Source organism: uncultured Limimaricola sp. (assembly GCF_964022235.1).
Lineage (GTDB): Bacteria > Pseudomonadota > Alphaproteobacteria > Rhodobacterales > Rhodobacteraceae > Limimaricola.
The window spans coordinates 1-16,993 of sequence record NZ_CAXHZL010000012.1 but is presented as its reverse complement, the minus strand read 5'-3'; the positions used below and the strand labels follow the sequence as shown (position 1 = coordinate 16,993).

At 60.6% G+C, this 16,993-nt stretch carries 16 protein-coding genes and 1 pseudogene; 12 read left to right on the top strand and 5 right to left on the bottom strand.

Going from position 1 to position 16,993, the window contains the following annotated elements; all coding sequences use genetic code 11:
* The 3 genes from AADJ02_RS14405 to AADJ02_RS14395 are packed head-to-tail and all read right to left on the bottom strand — an operon-like array spanning position 1 to position 1,651.
* Positions 1-660, bottom strand: a complete 660-nt coding sequence (locus AADJ02_RS14405) for a thioredoxin domain-containing protein (RefSeq protein WP_253331584.1) — start codon at positions 658-660, stop codon at positions 1-3.
* On the bottom strand, positions 657-1,079 hold the full coding sequence (locus tag AADJ02_RS14400) for a disulfide bond formation protein B (protein ID WP_341213708.1): 423 nt from the start codon (positions 1,077-1,079) through the stop codon (positions 657-659). The genes AADJ02_RS14405 and AADJ02_RS14400 overlap by 4 nt, the downstream gene beginning before the upstream one ends.
* Positions 1,080-1,084: 5 nt before the next feature.
* A complete protein-coding gene (locus AADJ02_RS14395) occupies positions 1,085-1,651 on the bottom strand; it encodes an SCO family protein (RefSeq protein WP_341213830.1) in 567 nt (188 codons plus the stop codon).
* A 177-nt stretch (positions 1,652-1,828) separates the two neighbouring features.
* On the opposite strand from AADJ02_RS14395, the gene AADJ02_RS14390 reads away from it, so the two are divergent.
* The 4 genes and pseudogenes from AADJ02_RS14390 to AADJ02_RS14375 all read left to right on the top strand — a co-directional run bounded on the left by AADJ02_RS14390 (position 1,829) and on the right by AADJ02_RS14375 (position 4,316).
* A complete protein-coding gene (locus AADJ02_RS14390) occupies positions 1,829-2,257 on the top strand; it encodes a helix-turn-helix domain-containing protein (RefSeq protein WP_253331588.1) in 429 nt (142 codons plus the stop codon).
* Positions 2,224-2,569 (top strand): annotated as a pseudogene (locus AADJ02_RS14385) (YnfA family protein). The gene AADJ02_RS14390 and the pseudogene AADJ02_RS14385 overlap by 34 nt, the downstream one beginning before the upstream one ends.
* A gap of 105 nt (positions 2,570-2,674) precedes the next feature.
* A complete protein-coding gene (locus AADJ02_RS14380) occupies positions 2,675-3,412 on the top strand; it encodes a transglutaminase-like domain-containing protein (protein ID WP_341213829.1) in 738 nt (245 codons plus the stop codon).
* Positions 3,402-4,316: a cation diffusion facilitator family transporter gene (locus AADJ02_RS14375; RefSeq protein WP_341213828.1), complete on the top strand. Its 915-nt coding sequence runs from the start codon at positions 3,402-3,404 to the stop codon at positions 4,314-4,316. The genes AADJ02_RS14380 and AADJ02_RS14375 overlap by 11 nt, the downstream gene beginning before the upstream one ends.
* Before the next feature lie 428 nt (positions 4,317-4,744).
* Here AADJ02_RS14375 and mntR read toward each other — a convergent pair whose 3' ends face one another.
* Positions 4,745-5,215 carry a manganese-binding transcriptional regulator MntR gene (gene mntR, locus AADJ02_RS14370; RefSeq protein WP_341213707.1) on the bottom strand — a complete coding sequence of 157 codons (471 nt, stop codon included), beginning with the start codon at positions 5,213-5,215 and terminating at the stop codon, positions 4,745-4,747.
* Positions 5,216-5,308: 93 nt separating this feature from the next.
* Here mntR and AADJ02_RS14365 point away from each other — a divergent pair, with 93 nt between their 5' ends.
* Genes AADJ02_RS14365 through phnE form a run of 4 tightly spaced genes read left to right on the top strand, consistent with a single transcriptional unit; the run spans position 5,309 to position 9,601 of the window.
* Positions 5,309-7,189 carry a cytochrome c peroxidase gene (locus AADJ02_RS14365; protein ID WP_341213706.1) on the top strand — a complete coding sequence of 627 codons (1,881 nt, stop codon included), beginning with the start codon at positions 5,309-5,311 and terminating at the stop codon, positions 7,187-7,189.
* Positions 7,190-7,224: 35 nt separating this feature from the next.
* Entirely contained in the window at positions 7,225-8,064 is an 840-nt protein-coding gene (locus AADJ02_RS14360; protein ID WP_341213705.1) for a phosphate/phosphite/phosphonate ABC transporter substrate-binding protein, read from the top strand.
* Positions 8,061-8,843: an ATP-binding cassette domain-containing protein gene (locus tag AADJ02_RS14355; RefSeq protein ID WP_341213704.1), complete on the top strand. Its 783-nt coding sequence runs from the start codon at positions 8,061-8,063 to the stop codon at positions 8,841-8,843. Before AADJ02_RS14360 ends, AADJ02_RS14355 begins: the two co-directional genes overlap by 4 nt.
* Positions 8,843-9,601 (top strand): phosphonate ABC transporter, permease protein PhnE, encoded by a 759-nt coding sequence (gene phnE / locus AADJ02_RS14350; RefSeq protein WP_341213703.1) that lies wholly within the window; start codon positions 8,843-8,845, stop codon positions 9,599-9,601. The genes AADJ02_RS14355 and phnE overlap by 1 nt, the downstream gene beginning before the upstream one ends.
* Positions 9,602-9,604: 3 nt before the next feature.
* On the opposite strand, the gene AADJ02_RS14345 is transcribed toward phnE, so the two are convergent.
* Positions 9,605-10,057, bottom strand: a complete 453-nt coding sequence (locus AADJ02_RS14345) for a L,D-transpeptidase (RefSeq protein WP_341213702.1) — start codon at positions 10,055-10,057, stop codon at positions 9,605-9,607.
* Between the two features lie 387 nt (positions 10,058-10,444).
* Between AADJ02_RS14345 and AADJ02_RS14340 the strand changes: the two genes are divergently transcribed.
* The 4 genes from AADJ02_RS14340 to AADJ02_RS14325 all read left to right on the top strand — a co-directional run bounded on the left by AADJ02_RS14340 (position 10,445) and on the right by AADJ02_RS14325 (position 16,314).
* The gene (locus AADJ02_RS14340; protein ID WP_341213701.1) at positions 10,445-12,631 is read left to right on the top strand and encodes a cation-translocating P-type ATPase; all 2,187 of its coding nucleotides are present in this window, start codon (positions 10,445-10,447) and stop codon (positions 12,629-12,631) included.
* A 66-nt stretch (positions 12,632-12,697) separates the two neighbouring features.
* Complete coding sequence (locus tag AADJ02_RS14335; protein WP_341213700.1) at positions 12,698-13,207, top strand: L,D-transpeptidase family protein; 510 nt, start codon at positions 12,698-12,700, stop codon at positions 13,205-13,207.
* An 857-nt stretch (positions 13,208-14,064) separates the two neighbouring features.
* Positions 14,065-15,357, top strand: coding sequence for a DUF5930 domain-containing protein (locus tag AADJ02_RS14330; protein ID WP_282026635.1), 1,293 nt, complete (start codon positions 14,065-14,067; stop codon positions 15,355-15,357).
* Positions 15,358-15,648: 291 nt separating this feature from the next.
* Entirely contained in the window at positions 15,649-16,314 is a 666-nt protein-coding gene (locus tag AADJ02_RS14325) for a L,D-transpeptidase (RefSeq protein WP_253335418.1), read from the top strand.
* Positions 16,315-16,993: the final 679 nt, after the last annotated feature.

Here is a 16,993-nt window from a genome sequence, read left to right as displayed (position 1 = left end):
TCAACTTTGGCTGGCCGCAACTTCCGCAGCCACCAGTCGCCGCAGTTCGGCCTCACCGAACGGGTCTAGCGGCTTGGCGTTCACGAAGAACGTGGGCGTTTGCCGCACGCCAACCGTTTCGACATCAGCGCGGTCATGGTTGAGCACTGCCACGACACCGGGGGCCAGCATTTGTGTCCGGGCTGCTTCGACATCCAGACCTCCGCTTGCAGCAATCTCAAGGATCAAGCCAGGTGCAGGGGTCCCATGGGATGCCCACCGGGGCTGCTCTCGCAAGACCGCTTCGAGCACCGGTTCGAACACGTCCTGCATCCGCGCAGCTTCGAGCACACGGATCGCTTCCACCGAAGCTTCACCGTGAAAAGGCGTGTATCGGATCACGACACGCACCGCATCTCCGTGTTCAGCCATGATATCCTTGACTACGGGATGGAACGCGCGGCAGGCCTCGCAAGCTGGATCGAAGAATTCGACGATCGTGACCGGCGCGGTCTCGGGTCCGAGGATCGGGGAATAGGGCCGGATCAGCACGTCGTTCACCTCAGGTGCGAGGGGTCCTGCCTCGGCCACGGGTTGGGGGCGGGTGGCATACCAGGCCGCGCCGCCGAAGCCTGCGGCACCAATGCCGAGAACGGACAAAAGGAGGCCGCGTCGATTCATATTTGCTTTTCCTTGAGTGAAAGAGCTGACAGCAGCCCGATTAGCGCAAATGCGACAAGCGCCATCAGTGGAATCGGTATGCCGAAGAGCAGCTGGTTATCGTCGGTGCAAGAGGGGCCGGTCGCCATGCAAGGCTGGATACGCTCGGGGATCAGGCCGACATAGAGGCCCATATGCCAAAACGCGACGGCGGCACCACCCAAGGCCAACGCGACTCCGTATCGGCCCACGCGCGGGTCCTGCCACCACAATCCGAGCCCCAGAACGATGGCCAAGGGGAACATGAAGGCTCGTTGGAACCAGCAGAGCACGCAAGGCGCTTGTCCGAGCACTTCGCCGACAAAGAGCACGGCGAGAGATGAGGTGAACGCAATGATCCACGCCAGGCCAAGAGCCGTTTCTTCGGAAAGTCGGGTCATGGCGATCAGATCCTCTTTCTCAGATCGGCAAGGATCTCTTCGGCCGGGGTGCCGTAGGACCAGGAGTCCACAAAGCCCGCCTGTGGATCAAAAAGGAACAGGTGAGATGTATGCCCCATTGTATGACCATCCGGCGCGCTGGCTTCCTCGATCCGCTCGAAATAAATTGGAAAGGTCTCGGCTGTCTCTGCGATCTGCTTTGATGTGCCTGTGAGCCCGATAATGCCCGAGTCAAAGCGCGGAACGAAGTCGGCGAGAGCCATTGGAGTATCCCGCTCGGGATCAATCGATATGAAAATCGGTTGCACTTTTTCGGCATCCTCGCCCAGGCCATCCACGACGGCAGCTACTTCCGCGAGCGTCGTCGGACAGACATCGGGACAGTTGGTAAACCCGAAGAACACCAACATCCAGCGCCCCGCGAAATCCTCCTCGGTACGGATCATGCCTTGGTGATCAGTCAGCTCGAACTCCGCGACAAACGCTGGATCGTCAGTGTTCTGGGCGCGGTCGGCGCGGTAGTCCCACCACAGCAACAGCCAGATGAAAGCGAACACAGCCGCGCCCGCCAAGACCCATAATACCCGCCGAAGACCTGAAAGCTTCACGTCGCTCCGCCCATTGTCGATTCTAACTTTGCTGCGTGTTTAGCTCCTCTAGCCACTGTAGGTTCAAGGGATATTTCACCGGAACTTGTGCGGCATAGCGCTTAACTCTACACACACTGTAGGTAAGGCGGAGAGGTGGATATGCTGACGATCGGTTATCTGGCGAAGAAGACGGGCACGAAGGTGCAGACCATCCGCTATTACGAGCAGATCGGCCTGATGCCCGAACCGGGGCGGACCGATGGTGGACAGCGCCGCTATGGAAATGCCGAGCTCGACCGCCTGTCTTTCATCCGTCATGCCCGGCAGCTTGGCTTCTCGCTCGATGCGATCCGTGAACTGCTCGACCTCAGTGATCATCCCGCCCGGTCCTGTGAGGAGGCGGATGCCATTGCCCGGCGCCAGCTCAAGCAGGTCGAGCAGCGCATGGCGCGGCTCGAGGTGCTGCGGCTGGAGCTGGAACGCATGATCGAGGAATGCAGCGGCGGGCGAGCGGCGGATTGCCGCGTGCTCGAGGTGCTGCGCGATCACTCGGAATGCCTGACGGACCACGAGGGCATCGGCACTTGAACGCCGTCATCGCCTATCCGCTGGCCGCGATCGCCGAGATCGCGGGATGCTTTGCCGTCTGGGCTTGGCGCCTCGCCGCTTTGGCTCTTACCCGGCATGGTTTCATTGGCACTGTTCGGATGGCTACTCGCGCAGGTCGAAACGTCCACGGCGGGGCGTGCCTTTGCGGCCTATGGCGGTGTCTACATCGCCGCCTCGGTGCTCTGGATGTGGCTGGCCGAAGGGCATCGTCCCGATCGGTGGGATCTCGTCGGGACGATGGTGAGCCTGACGGGCGCAATGATCATTCTCGCGGCGCCACGCGGCACGTGAGCGGAAACGCTTGAAGTTAAAGTCACTGTAGGGACTATCTTTCTTCCCGGCGATTCGTGGAGAGAGTTCGTGCAAACTTCCCCCTGCCTGACGGCAACCACCCCGATGTTGGATTTCAAGGTGCCAGCCATCGCCGCCCTGATCGAGACGCGGGGCTGGTCACGTTTGCCGCGAGCCGATCGGATTGGCGTCATCTACGATTTCGTGCGCGACGACATTCCCTTTGGCTACAACCGGGCGGATGACATCTCGGCCAGCGACGTGCTGCGGGACGGCCATGGTCAGTGCAACACCAAGGCCACCCTGTTGATGGCGCTCCTGCGCGGCGTGGGGGTGCCATGCAGGCTGCACGGGTTCACGATACACAAGGCGCTTCAGCGCGGCGTGGTGCCGGAGGCGGCCTATCTGTGGGTTCCGGCGGAAATACTGCATTCCTGGGTCGAGGTCGAACTGGATGGTGATTGGCTGAACCTCGAGGGGTTCATTCTCGACAGCCCATATCTTCAGGCGATCCAAGCCGCTTTCCCGGACCGGGATAGTCTGTGCGGCTATGGTGTCGGCACGGATCGCCTTGACGCGCCGCAGGTCGAGTGGACCGGTGAGGATACCTACATCCAGAAGACCGGGATTGCCCGTGATCTCGGAACCTTCGCTTCACCCGACGATTTTCTCGAGAACCGAAAACAGGCGATCGGCCGCTTCAAGGAGCAGCTGTATCGTCATGCAATCCGCCATTGGATGAACGCGCGGGTGCGCAAGATCCGGAATGGTGATGTCCCTCCGGTGCCTGGACTGGGTGCCCGGAGGAAAGGTCTACCGAAGGAGCATGGACATGCCGCATGATCACAGCCACGCGCATCTCGATCCCGAATCCGGGGATCGGCGTGTTTCCATAGCCATATGGGCCAATGCTCTGCTGACCGTGGCGCAGATCGTCGGCGGCATATTCGCGGGCAGCCTCGCGCTGATCGCGGATGCGCTGCACAACTTCTCGGACATGGCCTCGCTCGTCATCGCCTTCGCCGCCCGAAAGATCGCGCGCCGGCCCGCGGATTCAACGATGACCTTCGGCTATGGGCGGATCGAGATCGTGGCCGCTCTCATCAACTACACAACTCTCATTCTCGTCGGCTTCTACCTGATCTACGAAGGCGGCATGCGGATGATCGATCCACCCGAGGTGCGCGGCTGGACGGTCGTCATCCTTGGCGGGATCGCTCTGGTCATCGATGCGCTGACCGCGGGCCTTACCTATTCGATGCAGAAGGGCAGCGTGAACATCCGGGCACTGTTCCTGCACAATCTTTCGGATGCGCTCGCCTCGGTGGCTGTCATCATCGGCGGCACGCTGATCCTTCTATACGACCTGCGCTGGGTCGATCCCGCCATCACCATCGGCATCGCGCTCTATATCCTTTACTTGGCACTGACCGAAATTAGCGGGCCGATCCGGACCCTGATGCTCGGCAGTCCGCCTGATCTCGACAGTGACGCCGTCGTTCAGGCAATGCGGGACGCCGATGGCGTTCGGGATGTCCACCACGTGCATCTTTGGCAAATGCAGGAGCATGAGGTCGCTCTCGATTGCCACGTCGTGCTGGACGATCAGGGCTGGGCGCGCATCGAAAGCGTGAAAGCCGACATCAAGTCCCGATTGAAGGACGGCTTCGGTATCGCCCATTCGAGTCTGGAGTTCGAGCACGAAGGAAATGCCCACCAGAACGCCGAGTTGTATGGGCACGGGTAGGCGAAAGCCTATCTGTCCTCGAAATGGGCCGCCCAGCCGCTGGTCGACCCGATGCTTCGGCTTCCAGAGACGCGCTTTTCAAGCGGCCTTGCCGCCGACCTGCTTGGCAAAGCAGTCCCCGTGGCCGCAACATTATCGCGGCATGAACCGCGCCAGACTTCCGGGGGGCTGGTTTGCTTCAGCTACGCGGCCATGCTCGATGTTTCGAGAGCAACGTAGTGTTCGCCTCCGCTGAACGGACAACGCCGACAGGCTCGACCGGGCGGCGGTTGATGAGCCGATCGACCCATTCAAGGATTGCGCATGTCATCTCTCCGGAGATCCGCCACGATCCTTCGTAAGCAACGAATTTGGACTTGGAGAACGCATGGATTTCTCAGTTCTCCGCAGACGTCCATTGGTCGCCGGCAAAAGTCGAAACCGCGAGGTCAAGGCTTTTCATGAGCGCGCGTCACCACCGCCTCGAAGGCTTCCAGAGTGGTTTCGCTGACATGGTGTTCGATCCCTTCGGCGTCCCGTTCCGCCGTTTCCTCATCGATCCCAAGACTCAGGAGAAACGCCACCACGATACGGTGACGCCTTCGGCAGGCCTCTGCCAGTTTCTGTCCCTCAGGGGTGAGAAAAATGGCTCTATACCTCTCGCGGGAAACGAGGCCTGCCTCTTTTAGTCTTGAGATGTTCTTGGTGACCGTGGGGGGTTTCACACCCAGACGCTCGGCGATGTCCACCGGTCTCGCTTCGCCCTGAATCTCGATCAGCTCGGCGATCAATTCGACATAGTCCTCGGCCATTTCGCTCTCATGCGCCTGGCGCACGGTCGCGAAGCCTTCCGCCTGCGCCTTGGCATCCCTGTCGCTCGCGTCGGAGGCCTCACGTCTATGTATCTGCAACTTCGTCATGCCAGGACATTGCCGCGATCTGGCGGGAATGACAACTTGTTAGCATTATCTATATATGTTAGCGTCGGCTAACTTGTGAGACCGGAGAACGCTGTGACGTCGAGATTTCCTGCATTGTTGCTTGCCGCTTTTGCAGGGGCGCTTGCCCTCTCTGGCTCTGCTTTGGCGACTCCTGCCAAGGAGGCGCCCTGGCTTCCCGAAGCGGCCGCCTATCGGCTGACACTCTTCCTCGGAAATCTCGAGCCGTTGCCCTGGGACGACGTAGAGGCCGCTTGGTCTGAACCCCACCGCAACTCGGATTTCTCGTTCGGCGCGCTGGCGCGTCTGGATGAAGATAGCGACGTGAAGCCTGACACGCTCATGGATGCTATCTCGAGCGAGGACCGGCATGCGGTCTTCGCCGAGGCGACGCGATTGATAGCGCTTAGGCTCGAAGAAGAGCTGGATCGGGCCATTGCGGCCGAAAGCCCGGCGACCGCGCAGCGGGCCGTGCGCGAAGCCCGTGAACTTTACCGCGCCTTCGCGGACGGCATCGCCGCCGCCGATCCCGAAGCTTCGAGGCGTATCGGCCGCGCATGGCTGGAACTCGCCAGCAGCGCGGGTTCTCCCGGTCTCCTTGGCGCAGGCACGACACCTACCTCCACCGAGGCAATGGCAACCGCGCGCGCAGTCATCTCGGACTATCTCGCCGACAACTATCTCCTCGACACTTTCACGACGCGGCGGACGCTGAGCGCTCTACCGGAAACAGCGGTGCTGAGTGGCCGCTCCGTCGAAGTGCCGCCAAGCCTGCCGCCCGGCTCGGATATTTTCGATCAGGACCCGCTGCCGCTGCTTGTGCTCAACTTCGAGGAGCAGGGCATAGATGAAACGGACCTCCCACTCGTCGCCTATGGCGACATGCTGTTCGACAGCGCGCAGATCTTCGGCAGTCCCGCGCGTGATATCGGAATCGGCTGTTCGACCTGTCACAACCGCTCGGACGTGAACCAGCGCCTCTTCATCCCCGGCGCCAGCCACAAGCCCGGTGCGATCGACGTGGATGGCGCATTCTTCAATCCCATCTTCAACGACCGGCGCGACGACCCGATTGATATTCCGAGCCTGCGCGGACTGCGCTTCACCGGACCCTATGGCCGCGATGGCCGCTTCGCTTCCCTGCGCGATTTCAGCCGCAACGTGATCGTCAACGAGTTCGGCGGCGAGGAGCCGACGCCCTTCATGCTGGACGCGCTGGTCGCCTACATGCTCGAATTCGACTTTCTGCCCAACGCCATGCTGACAGCCGATGGTAGGCTTACCAGTGCCGCGCCAGAGGCCGCTCGACGCGGCGAGGCGATCTTCAGCCGTCCCTTCGCAGGCCTCGGCGACCGTTCCTGCGCCAGTTGTCATGTCCCGGACGCGAACTTCCTGGATCGTCAGGCACACGACATCAGCTCAGTCGCGCAGGTCTATGAAGGCGCTCGTGCCGGTGCACTGGATACCCCAACGCTGCTCGGCACCGTCTATACAGCACCCTATTTCCACGACGGATCGCTGCCGACACTGGCGACTGTCGTGGACTGGTTCGACGAGACGAAATCGCTTGGGCTGACCGAGGCGGATCGTGACGACCTCACGGCCTATCTGGAAACTGTGGGCGCGGCGGATGAGCCTTATGAAGCCTTCGGCAGCGAAAACACAGCCTTCCGGCTGGCATTTTCCGAGCTCACGACGTTTGCCTCGACACTCGACACGCTGATCCCACAACGGGATGCGGAGCATATCCTGCTGCTGGTAGACACTGTCGCGGCGGATCTCGCGGCCGACGCCGGCACCATGTCAAACCTTGCCGCCCGCCCCGATGTCTACGCGCTGGCCAAGGGGCTGGAAGAAGTCGGCGCTGCGGTGCGCGACGAGGACTGGGCGGCCGCGGAAGCAAGCTGGAGCGCGTTCAAGTCCGACGCCAACGCGATTGACGAAAGGGCCTTCTAATGGCGACGAAACTGAACCGCAGAGCCGTCCTGGCCATGGCTGGAGCAAGCACAGTGCTTCTGGCGGCGCCCCTTGCCGCGCAAGATGATACGTTGCGCCTTGCCTTCATCCCGCAGGAAAATCCCGACAAGCTGCTGGGGGATATCGAGGCCATCACAAGCTGGCTGTCCGAGCAGATCGGCGCGCCTGTCGAGGGCTTCGTCACCATCGACCATGCCGCCGCGGTCGAGGCGTTGAGGAACGGTGACGCGGACATCTCCTTCATGGGAGCGCTGCCCTTTGTTCTGGCCGAGGCCGAGATCGACGCGATCCCGCTCCTGTCCGAGGTCTACCGCGGTGATCCGAGCTACACCGGCCGCGTTTTCGTTCGCCGCGACGCCGGCATCCAGTCGCTCGCCGACCTGCGTGGTAGGGACATCGCCTTCGCCGATCCGATATCGGAGTCGGGCTATCTTTACCCGCTTGCCGAGTTCGAGCGCGCGGGGCTGATCGACCGCCCGGAGGCCGCCGACGCGTTCTTCGGGCGGGTCTTCTTCGCGGGTGGCTATCAACAGGCAATGCAGGCGATGGCCGAGGGGCTGGTCGCGGCGGCAGGCGCCAGTCAGTATGCCGATCTCTTGCTCACGCCGGAGCAGCAGTCGCAGGTGACCTGGATCGCGGAGAGCGATGCCATTCCCAGCCACGTGGTGATCGCTCGGCCAGGGCTGGACGTTGGCCTGCGCACGCGGTTCGTCGATGCCATGATGATGCTGAACAAGCCAGAGCACCGCGACAAACTGCGCTTTCTTTATGGGCCAGATGGATACGTCAGAGCCGATCCCGCCGCCTACGAAGGTGTGCGCGACTTGGCGAGGCGATACGGACTATTGAAATGAGCCCGGCCGTGCAGATCGACGACCTGAGCTTTGCCCATCCGGGTTCGGATCTTCCGGCTCTGGAAAGGATTTCTCTGCTCGTTCCCACGGGGGAAAGCGTCGCTCTGCTCGGTCCCTCTGGTGCGGGTAAGACGACGCTCCTGGCACTGCTCGACGGTAGGCTCCGGGGCTGGCAAGGGCGAACTTCGGTCTTGGGAGCGTCGCTCGATCCCGATCGACCGCCTCTGCGCGCGCGACGCCCCGACACAGGCTTCGTGTTCCAGGAATTCGCCCTTGTTGAACGGTCCACGGTCCTACGCAACGTTCTCAATGGCCGCTTGGGACGCATGTCGCCCTTGCGCGCCTTGATGGGATCGTCGACTTCGCATGATCTGGAAACTGCGCTGGCCGCGCTCTCCGACTGCGGCATCGCCGATCTCGCCGAGCGCAGAGTCGACAGTCTCAGCGGCGGACAGCGGCAGCGCGTTGCCATCGCACGCTGTCTGGCGCAGGAGCCGCGACTGATCCTCGCTGACGAGCCGGTGAGCAGTCTCGACCCCGCCCGGGCGGCCGAAATTCTGACGCTGCTGACAGGCGCGGCACGAGTGCGCGGCGCAACGGCGATGTTCTCGTCGCATCAGCCCGATCTGGCGCGGCGTTTCGCGCAACGCATCGTAGGTATAAGCGGTGGGCGGATCGTCTTCGATGTCCCGACCTCCGACCTGAGCGAGGAGGCGACTGCGAACCTATACCGGGACACAGAGCGGATGCCCGGTGTCGGTCTGCGAGCGGTGTCCTGATGCGGTTTCGCGGGTTCGGCGGTTTCGCGGCCAGCACATTGGTCGCCGGTGCAATTCTGTGGTCTTTCATGACGACCGACGTCGAGTTCTCGCGTCTCCTGTCGGCCGGGCCCCGGATCGCAGAATTTCTCGGCCGGATGTTTCCCCCTGATCCGACCGTGATGAGGGAGATCATGAAGGGCGGCGCCGAAACGCTCAGGATCGCGATCCTCGGCTCTCTGGGAGCGGTGGTCCTGTCGGCCCCGCTCGGTATTCTTGCGTCCGAAACGATGGTGTCTCCGCCGCTCTATCGAACGGTTCGAACACTTCTCGCCTTCATCAGGGCGATACCTCTGATTCTTGTGGCGATGCTCATGGTTGGCGCCGTCGGCCTCGGCCCGCTGCCCGGCATCATCGCCGTTGCCTTTCATGCGACCGGAATGCTCGCCAAATTCTATGCCGAAGCGATTGACGGTGTTTCCCGTGCGCCCATCGCGGCGCTCGAAAGCGCGGGCGCTGGACCGCTGGCGCGTCTTCGGCACGCGATCTGGCCCCAAATGGCGCCGGTTATTGCTCGTGACACGATTTTCCGGTTCGAGCTCAACCTCCGCGAGTCGCTGATCCTCGGCATCGTCGGTGCAGGCGGGATCGGCTTCTACATCCAGACCTACGTGCGCTCTTTTCAATACGACAAGGCTGCCAGTGTGACGCTCGCAGTCATCATCATGGTCGTTGCCATCGAGGCCATCAACGTCGCACTGCGCCGTCGCTTTGCCTGATCGTCAGGCGTAGATATCGATGGGCGTCCCATTCCGCACCATGGCGTAGATCTCTTCGATCTGACGGTCCGACACCGAGATACAGCCTGCCGTCCAATCGCGGACATCCATGGGGTCGACCCCGGGTCTCGGGCCGCCATGGATGAAAATGTCCTTTCCGGGAGGTCGACCAAGCGCTTCCGCAAACGCGATGTCGGCCTCATTGGGATAGGAAATGCCGATGGGCCAATCAGGATTGGCGCGCGACACAGATGGGGTTGCCGCTTGTCGATCGCAACGGCTCCAAGGTCGTTTTCCCCGGCCCACTATGCTCATACCAATAGCAAGTATCTTCAGGAAGAAGGCGCGCCGTGATGCGGTTCTGGTCAGGCGCGGTGAGGACAACGACAGCTTCTGGAACACTGCCGATCTTCGACTAATCATTGTCTTCCATTGCAGGCGCAGCACAACCTGCAAGGGCCAGTGTTGTTACCATGATCACCGCGGGCCGTTGAAGCATGTCCATTTCACCCTTTTGGCAGGTGAGCCCCATTATCTGGCGATAGCGGCGCGTTTGAAGTTTCCGCCGGTCGGTTTCCCTGCTGAGCGAAAATACTGTTTTACCCCTTGAAGCTCTAGTTGCTGTAGGGGCTATTCCGATGGGGAATGAACGAATCCCGAGGTCAATCCATGTCTTCTGATGGCCACCGCGATGATCGCGCCCACGACGACTCAAGCGAACATGAACATTCTCATCGAGAGGGTAGCGCGTGTTGCGGTGTTCGCACCAACACGGGATCGGCACATCCCATTCCCCCGAACGGACGAAGTTTCCAGGTCTCTGGTCTGGACTGTGCAGAAGAGGTGGCGATCCTGAACAGGGTTGTTGGTCCGAAGGTCGGCGGGACTGAGCATCTGGCGTTCGATGTCATAAACGGACGAATGACGATCCTCGACACCGCTGACAGAATTTCGGACGACGAAGTTGCGCAGCTCGTCACAAGCACGGGGATGAGCGCCAAGCCGTGGGATGCAGACAACGCAGCGAAGGACCAGGCGGCGCATCTGGTACGTCAGAAGCGCTTCACCGCACTGAGTGGCAGCTGTTGGGCGGCGGGTTTTCTCTATCACATCGTTGAATCCGGAATGGGTGGCGCGCTTGGGCTGTTCGCAGGGCATGGTGAAATGACGATGCCATTGGTGGAAGCGGGGCTGTTTGCTGTTGCGATCCTCTTTGGGGTCTGGCTGGTTGCGCCCAAGGCTTGGTCTTCTGCGCGACGGTTTTCTCCTGACATGAACTTGCTGATGGTAGTTGCCGTGGTCGGCGCCATCGGGCTCGGTGAGTTCTTTGAGGCTGCTACGGTCGCGTTTTTCTTCTCTCTCTCTCTTTATCTCGAAAGCTGGAGCGTCGGACGCGCGCGCAACGCGGTGTCGGCCCTGCTGGATCTAGCACCGCCCTCGGCGCGGGTGATCCGACCGGACGGCATCGAGACGGATGTTCCAGCGGCAGAGGTCGCCGTGAACGACCGCTTCATCGTGCGCGGCGGCGACCGTATTCCCCTCGATGGTGAAGTCGTGGACGGGGCAGGGGCCGTCGATCAGGCGCCGATCACCGGGGAAAGCGCATTGGTGCCCAAGGAGCGCGGCGACGAGGTTTATGCCGGCACGATCAACGGTGAGGGTACGCTAATCATTCGCGCGACGAAGGCCGCCTCGGACACTGTGCTGGCAAAAATCATCCGCATGGTCGGCGATGCCCACGCGCGCCGCGCGCCGGTCGAACAGTGGGTTGCAAAGTTTGCACGCATCTACACCCCCATTATCATGATGCTGGCGATCGCCATTGCGCTGTTGCCACCGATCCTCCTGGGGGGGGGCTGGGACTACTGGTTCTACAATGCGCTGGTGCTTCTGGTCATCGCCTGTCCCTGCGCGCTGGTCATTTCTACGCCGGTTTCCATCGTGGCGGCGCTTACCGCTGCGGCACGAGCGGGGGTGCTCATCAAGGGCGGCGCCTATGTCGAAGCGCCGGGCCGCACCACGGCGCTCGCGATGGACAAGACCGGAACGATCACCATGGGCGAGCCCGAAGTGGCAGCAGTCTACCCCTTGGGCGATGCCTCGGCGCATGACCTGATGAAGCGAGCGGCGGCACTGGAGGCGCGTTCGTCGCACCCGTTGGCCCGTGCCATCCTTGCGCGCGCCGAATCCGAGGGTATCGACGTGTCGGCAGCGGACGAGACACGAACGGTGCCGGGGCGAGGATTGGAAGGGCGCGCCGACGGGCACTCCATCTGGCTTGGCTCGGACCGGTTCGCCGGCGAGAAAGGATTCAGCAATTGCATTCCGGCAGATCTCCGTGATCGGATCGAAGGGGCTGGTAGCACGCTCGTTGCTATAGGGGACGAAACAGGCGTGAACGGCATTCTGGAATTGCGCGACCGCATCAGACCTGATGCCAAGCGCATCGTGGCGGAACTGCACGCGAGGGGCGTGAAGACAATCGTCATGCTGACCGGGGACAATGAACGCACCGCCCGCGCGGTAGCTGCCGAGGTCGGCATCGACAAGGTGCGTGCCGAACTGCTGCCAGAGGACAAGGTGAGGATTATCGAGGAACTAGTCGCAGACCATGACATGGTGGCGATGATCGGCGATGGCGTGAACGATGCGCCGGCCATGGCAAGGGCACATTATGCCATCGCGATGGGTGCCGTCGGATCGGATGCGGCCATCGAGATGGCTGACATCGCGCTGATGACCGACGATATCGATCGCGTGCCATGGCTTATAGGTCATTCGCGTCGGACCATGACGATCATTCATCAGAACATTGGCATCTCACTGGCAGCCAAGGCCCTGTTTGTCGGATTGACAGCATTTGGCATGGCCTCGATGTGGGGTGCGATCGCCGCCGATGTGGGCGTATCCCTGCTAGTGGTGGCCAATGCGCTGCGGCTTCTGAATGGCCACCGGATCAAGGAAAGCCCATCGGGCGGTGAACCAGTGGGCGACCAGATGGCGAAAGGAGCACTGGCGCATGGTCATTGATCCGGCGTTTTTGGTAGAGTAGCGTTCCAACCGAACCAGACCTCGCAAATGAGGCGTCGAGTAGTGATGCATACCAGAATTCTGCGGCGAGCCTTTCTATCGGGCGGATTGGCCGCCGTTCTGTCGGGCTGTGCCAGCACGTTCAGATCTGACAATGGAGCCGAAGTCATCCGGCTGCGGATGTACAAGGCGCAACGCTTTCTGATCCTGGACGGTGCTGATGGTATAGTGCGAAGTTACCCCATCGGTCTCGGCTTCGCGCCCGAAGGCCACAAGCAATTCGAGGGAGACGGCCGCACTCCTGAAGGTTCCTACACAATTGACCGGCGCAACCCCAACAGCCTCTTTCACCTCTCCATCGGCATTTCCTATCCGAATGAGGCAGACATTGCTTTCGCGGAGGCGCAGGGTCGACCTCCCGGAGGGGATATCTTTGTTCACGGCGGCCCAAGGCGCGGGATCGATCCCATGAACAAGCGCGACTGGACGGCAGGCTGCATCGCGGTGTCGGACCGTCAAATCGAAGAAATCTACGCCATGGTGCGGATCGGGACGCCCATCGACATATACGCCTAAGAAGCGGGCAAAGCGACGCCGCTAAAAGGCTTTAGACCCCATGATCGGGCAGTGAGCTGACTGGGTCAGTGGCCTCTCCCACGGCATTTTCCGTTCGAGGGTTGCGCCAGATTGGCTGGTGCCGAGCCTCAAGAATGGGGGAGAGACCATATGCAAGATGAGCTGCTCCCCGCCGGTCCCTCGGTCATTACGAGAGTTTGCGGGTTTGTGCTCTGGGACCCAACCTTGGACCGCCGGGATCTGAATTTTTCGGCCTTCATTCCGGTGACAGGCTGGTGGCGCCCTTTAAGTGGATCGAGATCGAGACCCATGGGGCGTGGTGATCCGGCTATGCCTTCCACGCCGACGGTGCGGATCGCCGAGATTGCCGCGGCGCTGCGCGAGGCTCGGTCGAAATCCTGCCGGATCAGCGCCTGCCGATCGTGATCCCCATGCGGCTCGTGGACTTCCGCCGTGGGAATGATGGGCTGGCGGCAACAACACTCCAGAAAGAGATGGTGCTCGATCCCCATTTTGGGCAAACGCAGTGGTGTTCAGATCAAAGCGAGGCGGCCGGATCAGGCCGCCAAGCGCCCGAGATCCTCGTCTGTAGTCTCGACCCGGGTCCCGCCGAGTCCGATCAGTCTGACTCGCATGGCATATTGTAGGGCGCGAGATCGGATGAGCCCTTTCCCGCAAAGAGATCATACGGACGGTTTCTGGCAAGATAACGCCGATGGGGGCTAAACCAGCAGTGGTCTGCCAAAGGCAGCTGTCAAATTCGTTGCGATTTCTTGGCGGCGCCGATACTCAGTCTCGCGGAGATACGGCCATCCATGGTCGCAGCAAGCTGGGGCGAGCCATTGACGTCGCAACCGATGAAGCGTGTATATGCGGCTTTTGAACGTCGCGTGCCGGAGCGGCGGCTCTTTATCAAGTCAGAGAACCATACCCGCTTTGTTCGTCTGGGGGTCAGGGCTCAACTGCTGGCTTGGACTGCAGGAGGGATGTTCGTTGCTTGGGCAATTCTCGTGACGGCGATCTTACTCATCGACTCGATCGGAGCCGGGAGCTACCGAGACCAAGCTGCACGTGACTTGAATATCTATGAGGGCCGTCTCAATGCATTGTCCGATGAGCGTGACCTACGTCGAAAAGAAGCCGGAGCGGCCCAAGAACGCTTCGTCGCCGCCCTTGAGCAGATCTCGGCACTACAGAGCGAACTTCTGACTTCTACGGAACGCCACCGCGAACTCGACACAGGGCTTAGAGCTCTGCAAGCAACCTTGCGGAAAACCATGTCCGACCGAAAGGAAGCTGAGGAGCGGCTGGCCACATTGCAGGCTAGCGAAGCCGGCGATGTGGTGCAGGCTTCCGATGCGTCGATCGGTGCCATTGACCTCTTGGCGAATGCACTCGCCGAAACGGCTGCCGAACGCGACCAGATAGCAACGGAGGCCATAGACGCTAGCGTGGTTACCGAAAAGTTCGATCTAGAACTGCGTCTCATGAAAGAGCGGAACAACGAAATCCTCGGACAGCTTGAGGATGCGTTGACGGTGCCTGTCGAGCCGCTCGATGACATGTTTCGCGCGGCAGACCTCGAACCCGAACAGCTGATGCGCGACGTGCATCAGGACCATTCCCAGAAAAGCGCGTCCTTGACGCAGATCCAGATGTCAACAATGGGAGCGGCAGATCTTGCAGACGAAACACTGCGAGCGAACCGAATTCTAGACCAGCTCGACCGCATCAACCACTACCGGCTCGCTGTCGAGCGCATTCCCTTCGCTATGCCTGTGCAAGCTTCATTCCGCTACACTTCAGGTTTTGGCCCGCGCTGGGGTCGAATGCACAAGGGCCTTGATATGGCTGGGCCTGTCGGCACACCGATCTACTCAACTGCAGACGGCGTGGTGACATATGCCGGTTGGCAGAGTGGCTATGGCCGCATCATTAAGGTTCAGCACGAGTTCGGAATCGAAACACGTTATCCCCATCTGAATAAGATCCGCGTCAAGGTCGGACAAAAAGTCTCACGTGGAGAGCAAATTGGCGATATGGGAAGCTCTGGACGCTCCACCGGCCCCCATCTCCACTATGAGATCCGGGTGAAAGGCGAGGCTGTAGATCCAATGATTTATATCCGGGCAGCTCAGAACACTCTCTGAGTTGTAGCTCCGGTTAAGGGTAAGGAAAGCGCTCCTTTTATTTGGCTCATCGGCAAAATTATCGCACGCTGCGGTGGTGCAGAGGCCGTCCACAGCATCAGGTCAGCTGGAGCCTCCGGCAAACCCGGGACGGCTCGCCCCTCCATACCGTGAGCAGCCACATGCTCGTCGAATTCATCAAGAATTTTCCCAGCAATACCTTGAAGCTAAAGTTGGTAGAGGTCCTATGTGAGGGTAGTAACCTGCCGGCTTTTCTTCGGCATTAGGCTCCTTCCTGGATCAGGAGAAAGTATGCTTACGAGACGCCACTTCATTTCGACGACGGCCATGTTGTTCTCTGCTCCTATAGCGAGCCCCCTTCTCGCAAACACATGGCCAACAGAGGCCGAGAAGGCCGCTTGGGATGCACAGGTGACACCACCAAACTTCGATCCGGCGACTTCCAATCCGTGGGGCTTGCATTCGCGTTTTCTGCCGCAGCGGGTCGTTGCCAATGCCGACCTTACGCCAGGTGACATTCATGTCGATGCCGTGGCGCGGTATCTTTATCATATCGAACAGGATGGAACAGCCATGAGGTACGGCGTAGCCATTGGACGGGGTGGCCTATACGAGCCTGGTACTTATACAATCAAGCGCAAGGTCAAGTGGCCTCACTGGACGCCGACACAGTCCATGATTGAACGTGATCCCGAAACCTATGCGCAGTACTCGGAAGGGATGGAACCAGGACCGAACAATGCTTTGGGGTCACGCGCCCTCTACCTTTATGTGGGGGATCGAGACACTTACCTACGGATCCACGGTACACCCTCACCGCGGTCCATTGGTTCACGGGCTAGTTCGGGCTGTGTGCGCATGGTGATGGCGCACATCAACCAGCTTTATCCAGAAGTCGAGATCAATTCGACGGCCTTCCTCTATTCCGCCAAAGAAAGCGTTACTGCCCAAAGTTGAGGGACGTGCGGAATATGGCATTGGTATTTCCGGCCCCGACCCTGCAGTAGTCTTCAGAAGATGGCCGTCAGCTTCCTTGTCAGCATCTAAGTGGTAGTTTGCACACAAATGTGCTGGCCATCGACTGTCCGAAGCGGCAATTCTGTCGTTTCGACGGGGCCGGAATGGCGATACCAGTAGCAGCCGTCACTCGACCGCAGCCGCGCCGATGCGAGGTTTTGGTCGGGTGCCGCCAAGGCCGCTACGGCTTCAGATAGCTCTTGGTCCTGTCGACTATCAGAACTGTCATTCACTACTGCCGAACATGCACCGAGTACGAAACCGGCCATTAGGACCGATACGGATCGAATTCTCATCTACCGTCCTTCTTCTGCCGTTTGGCGATCATGCCTGTCGCCCGCACCCTTGCACCTGACAATCAGCGTCGCAACATAGAAAAACTGTAACCGCCGATTGAGGCCGCCTGCCTGACTGGGGCCCTCTGATCTAAGACACGTGCATAACGGCGTCGTTAACGACGTGTCTTATCTGAAGGGGCCATGATGGGCGAAGTTCTGGGCGTTGAGCGGCGCCGTCGATGGAGCGATGACGAGAAGCTCGAGATCCTCTCGGAGGTCGGCATTGGGTAGATGGGATGGTTGCCGCCCTCCCCCGACGGCATCGCAATGTGCCAAGGTCG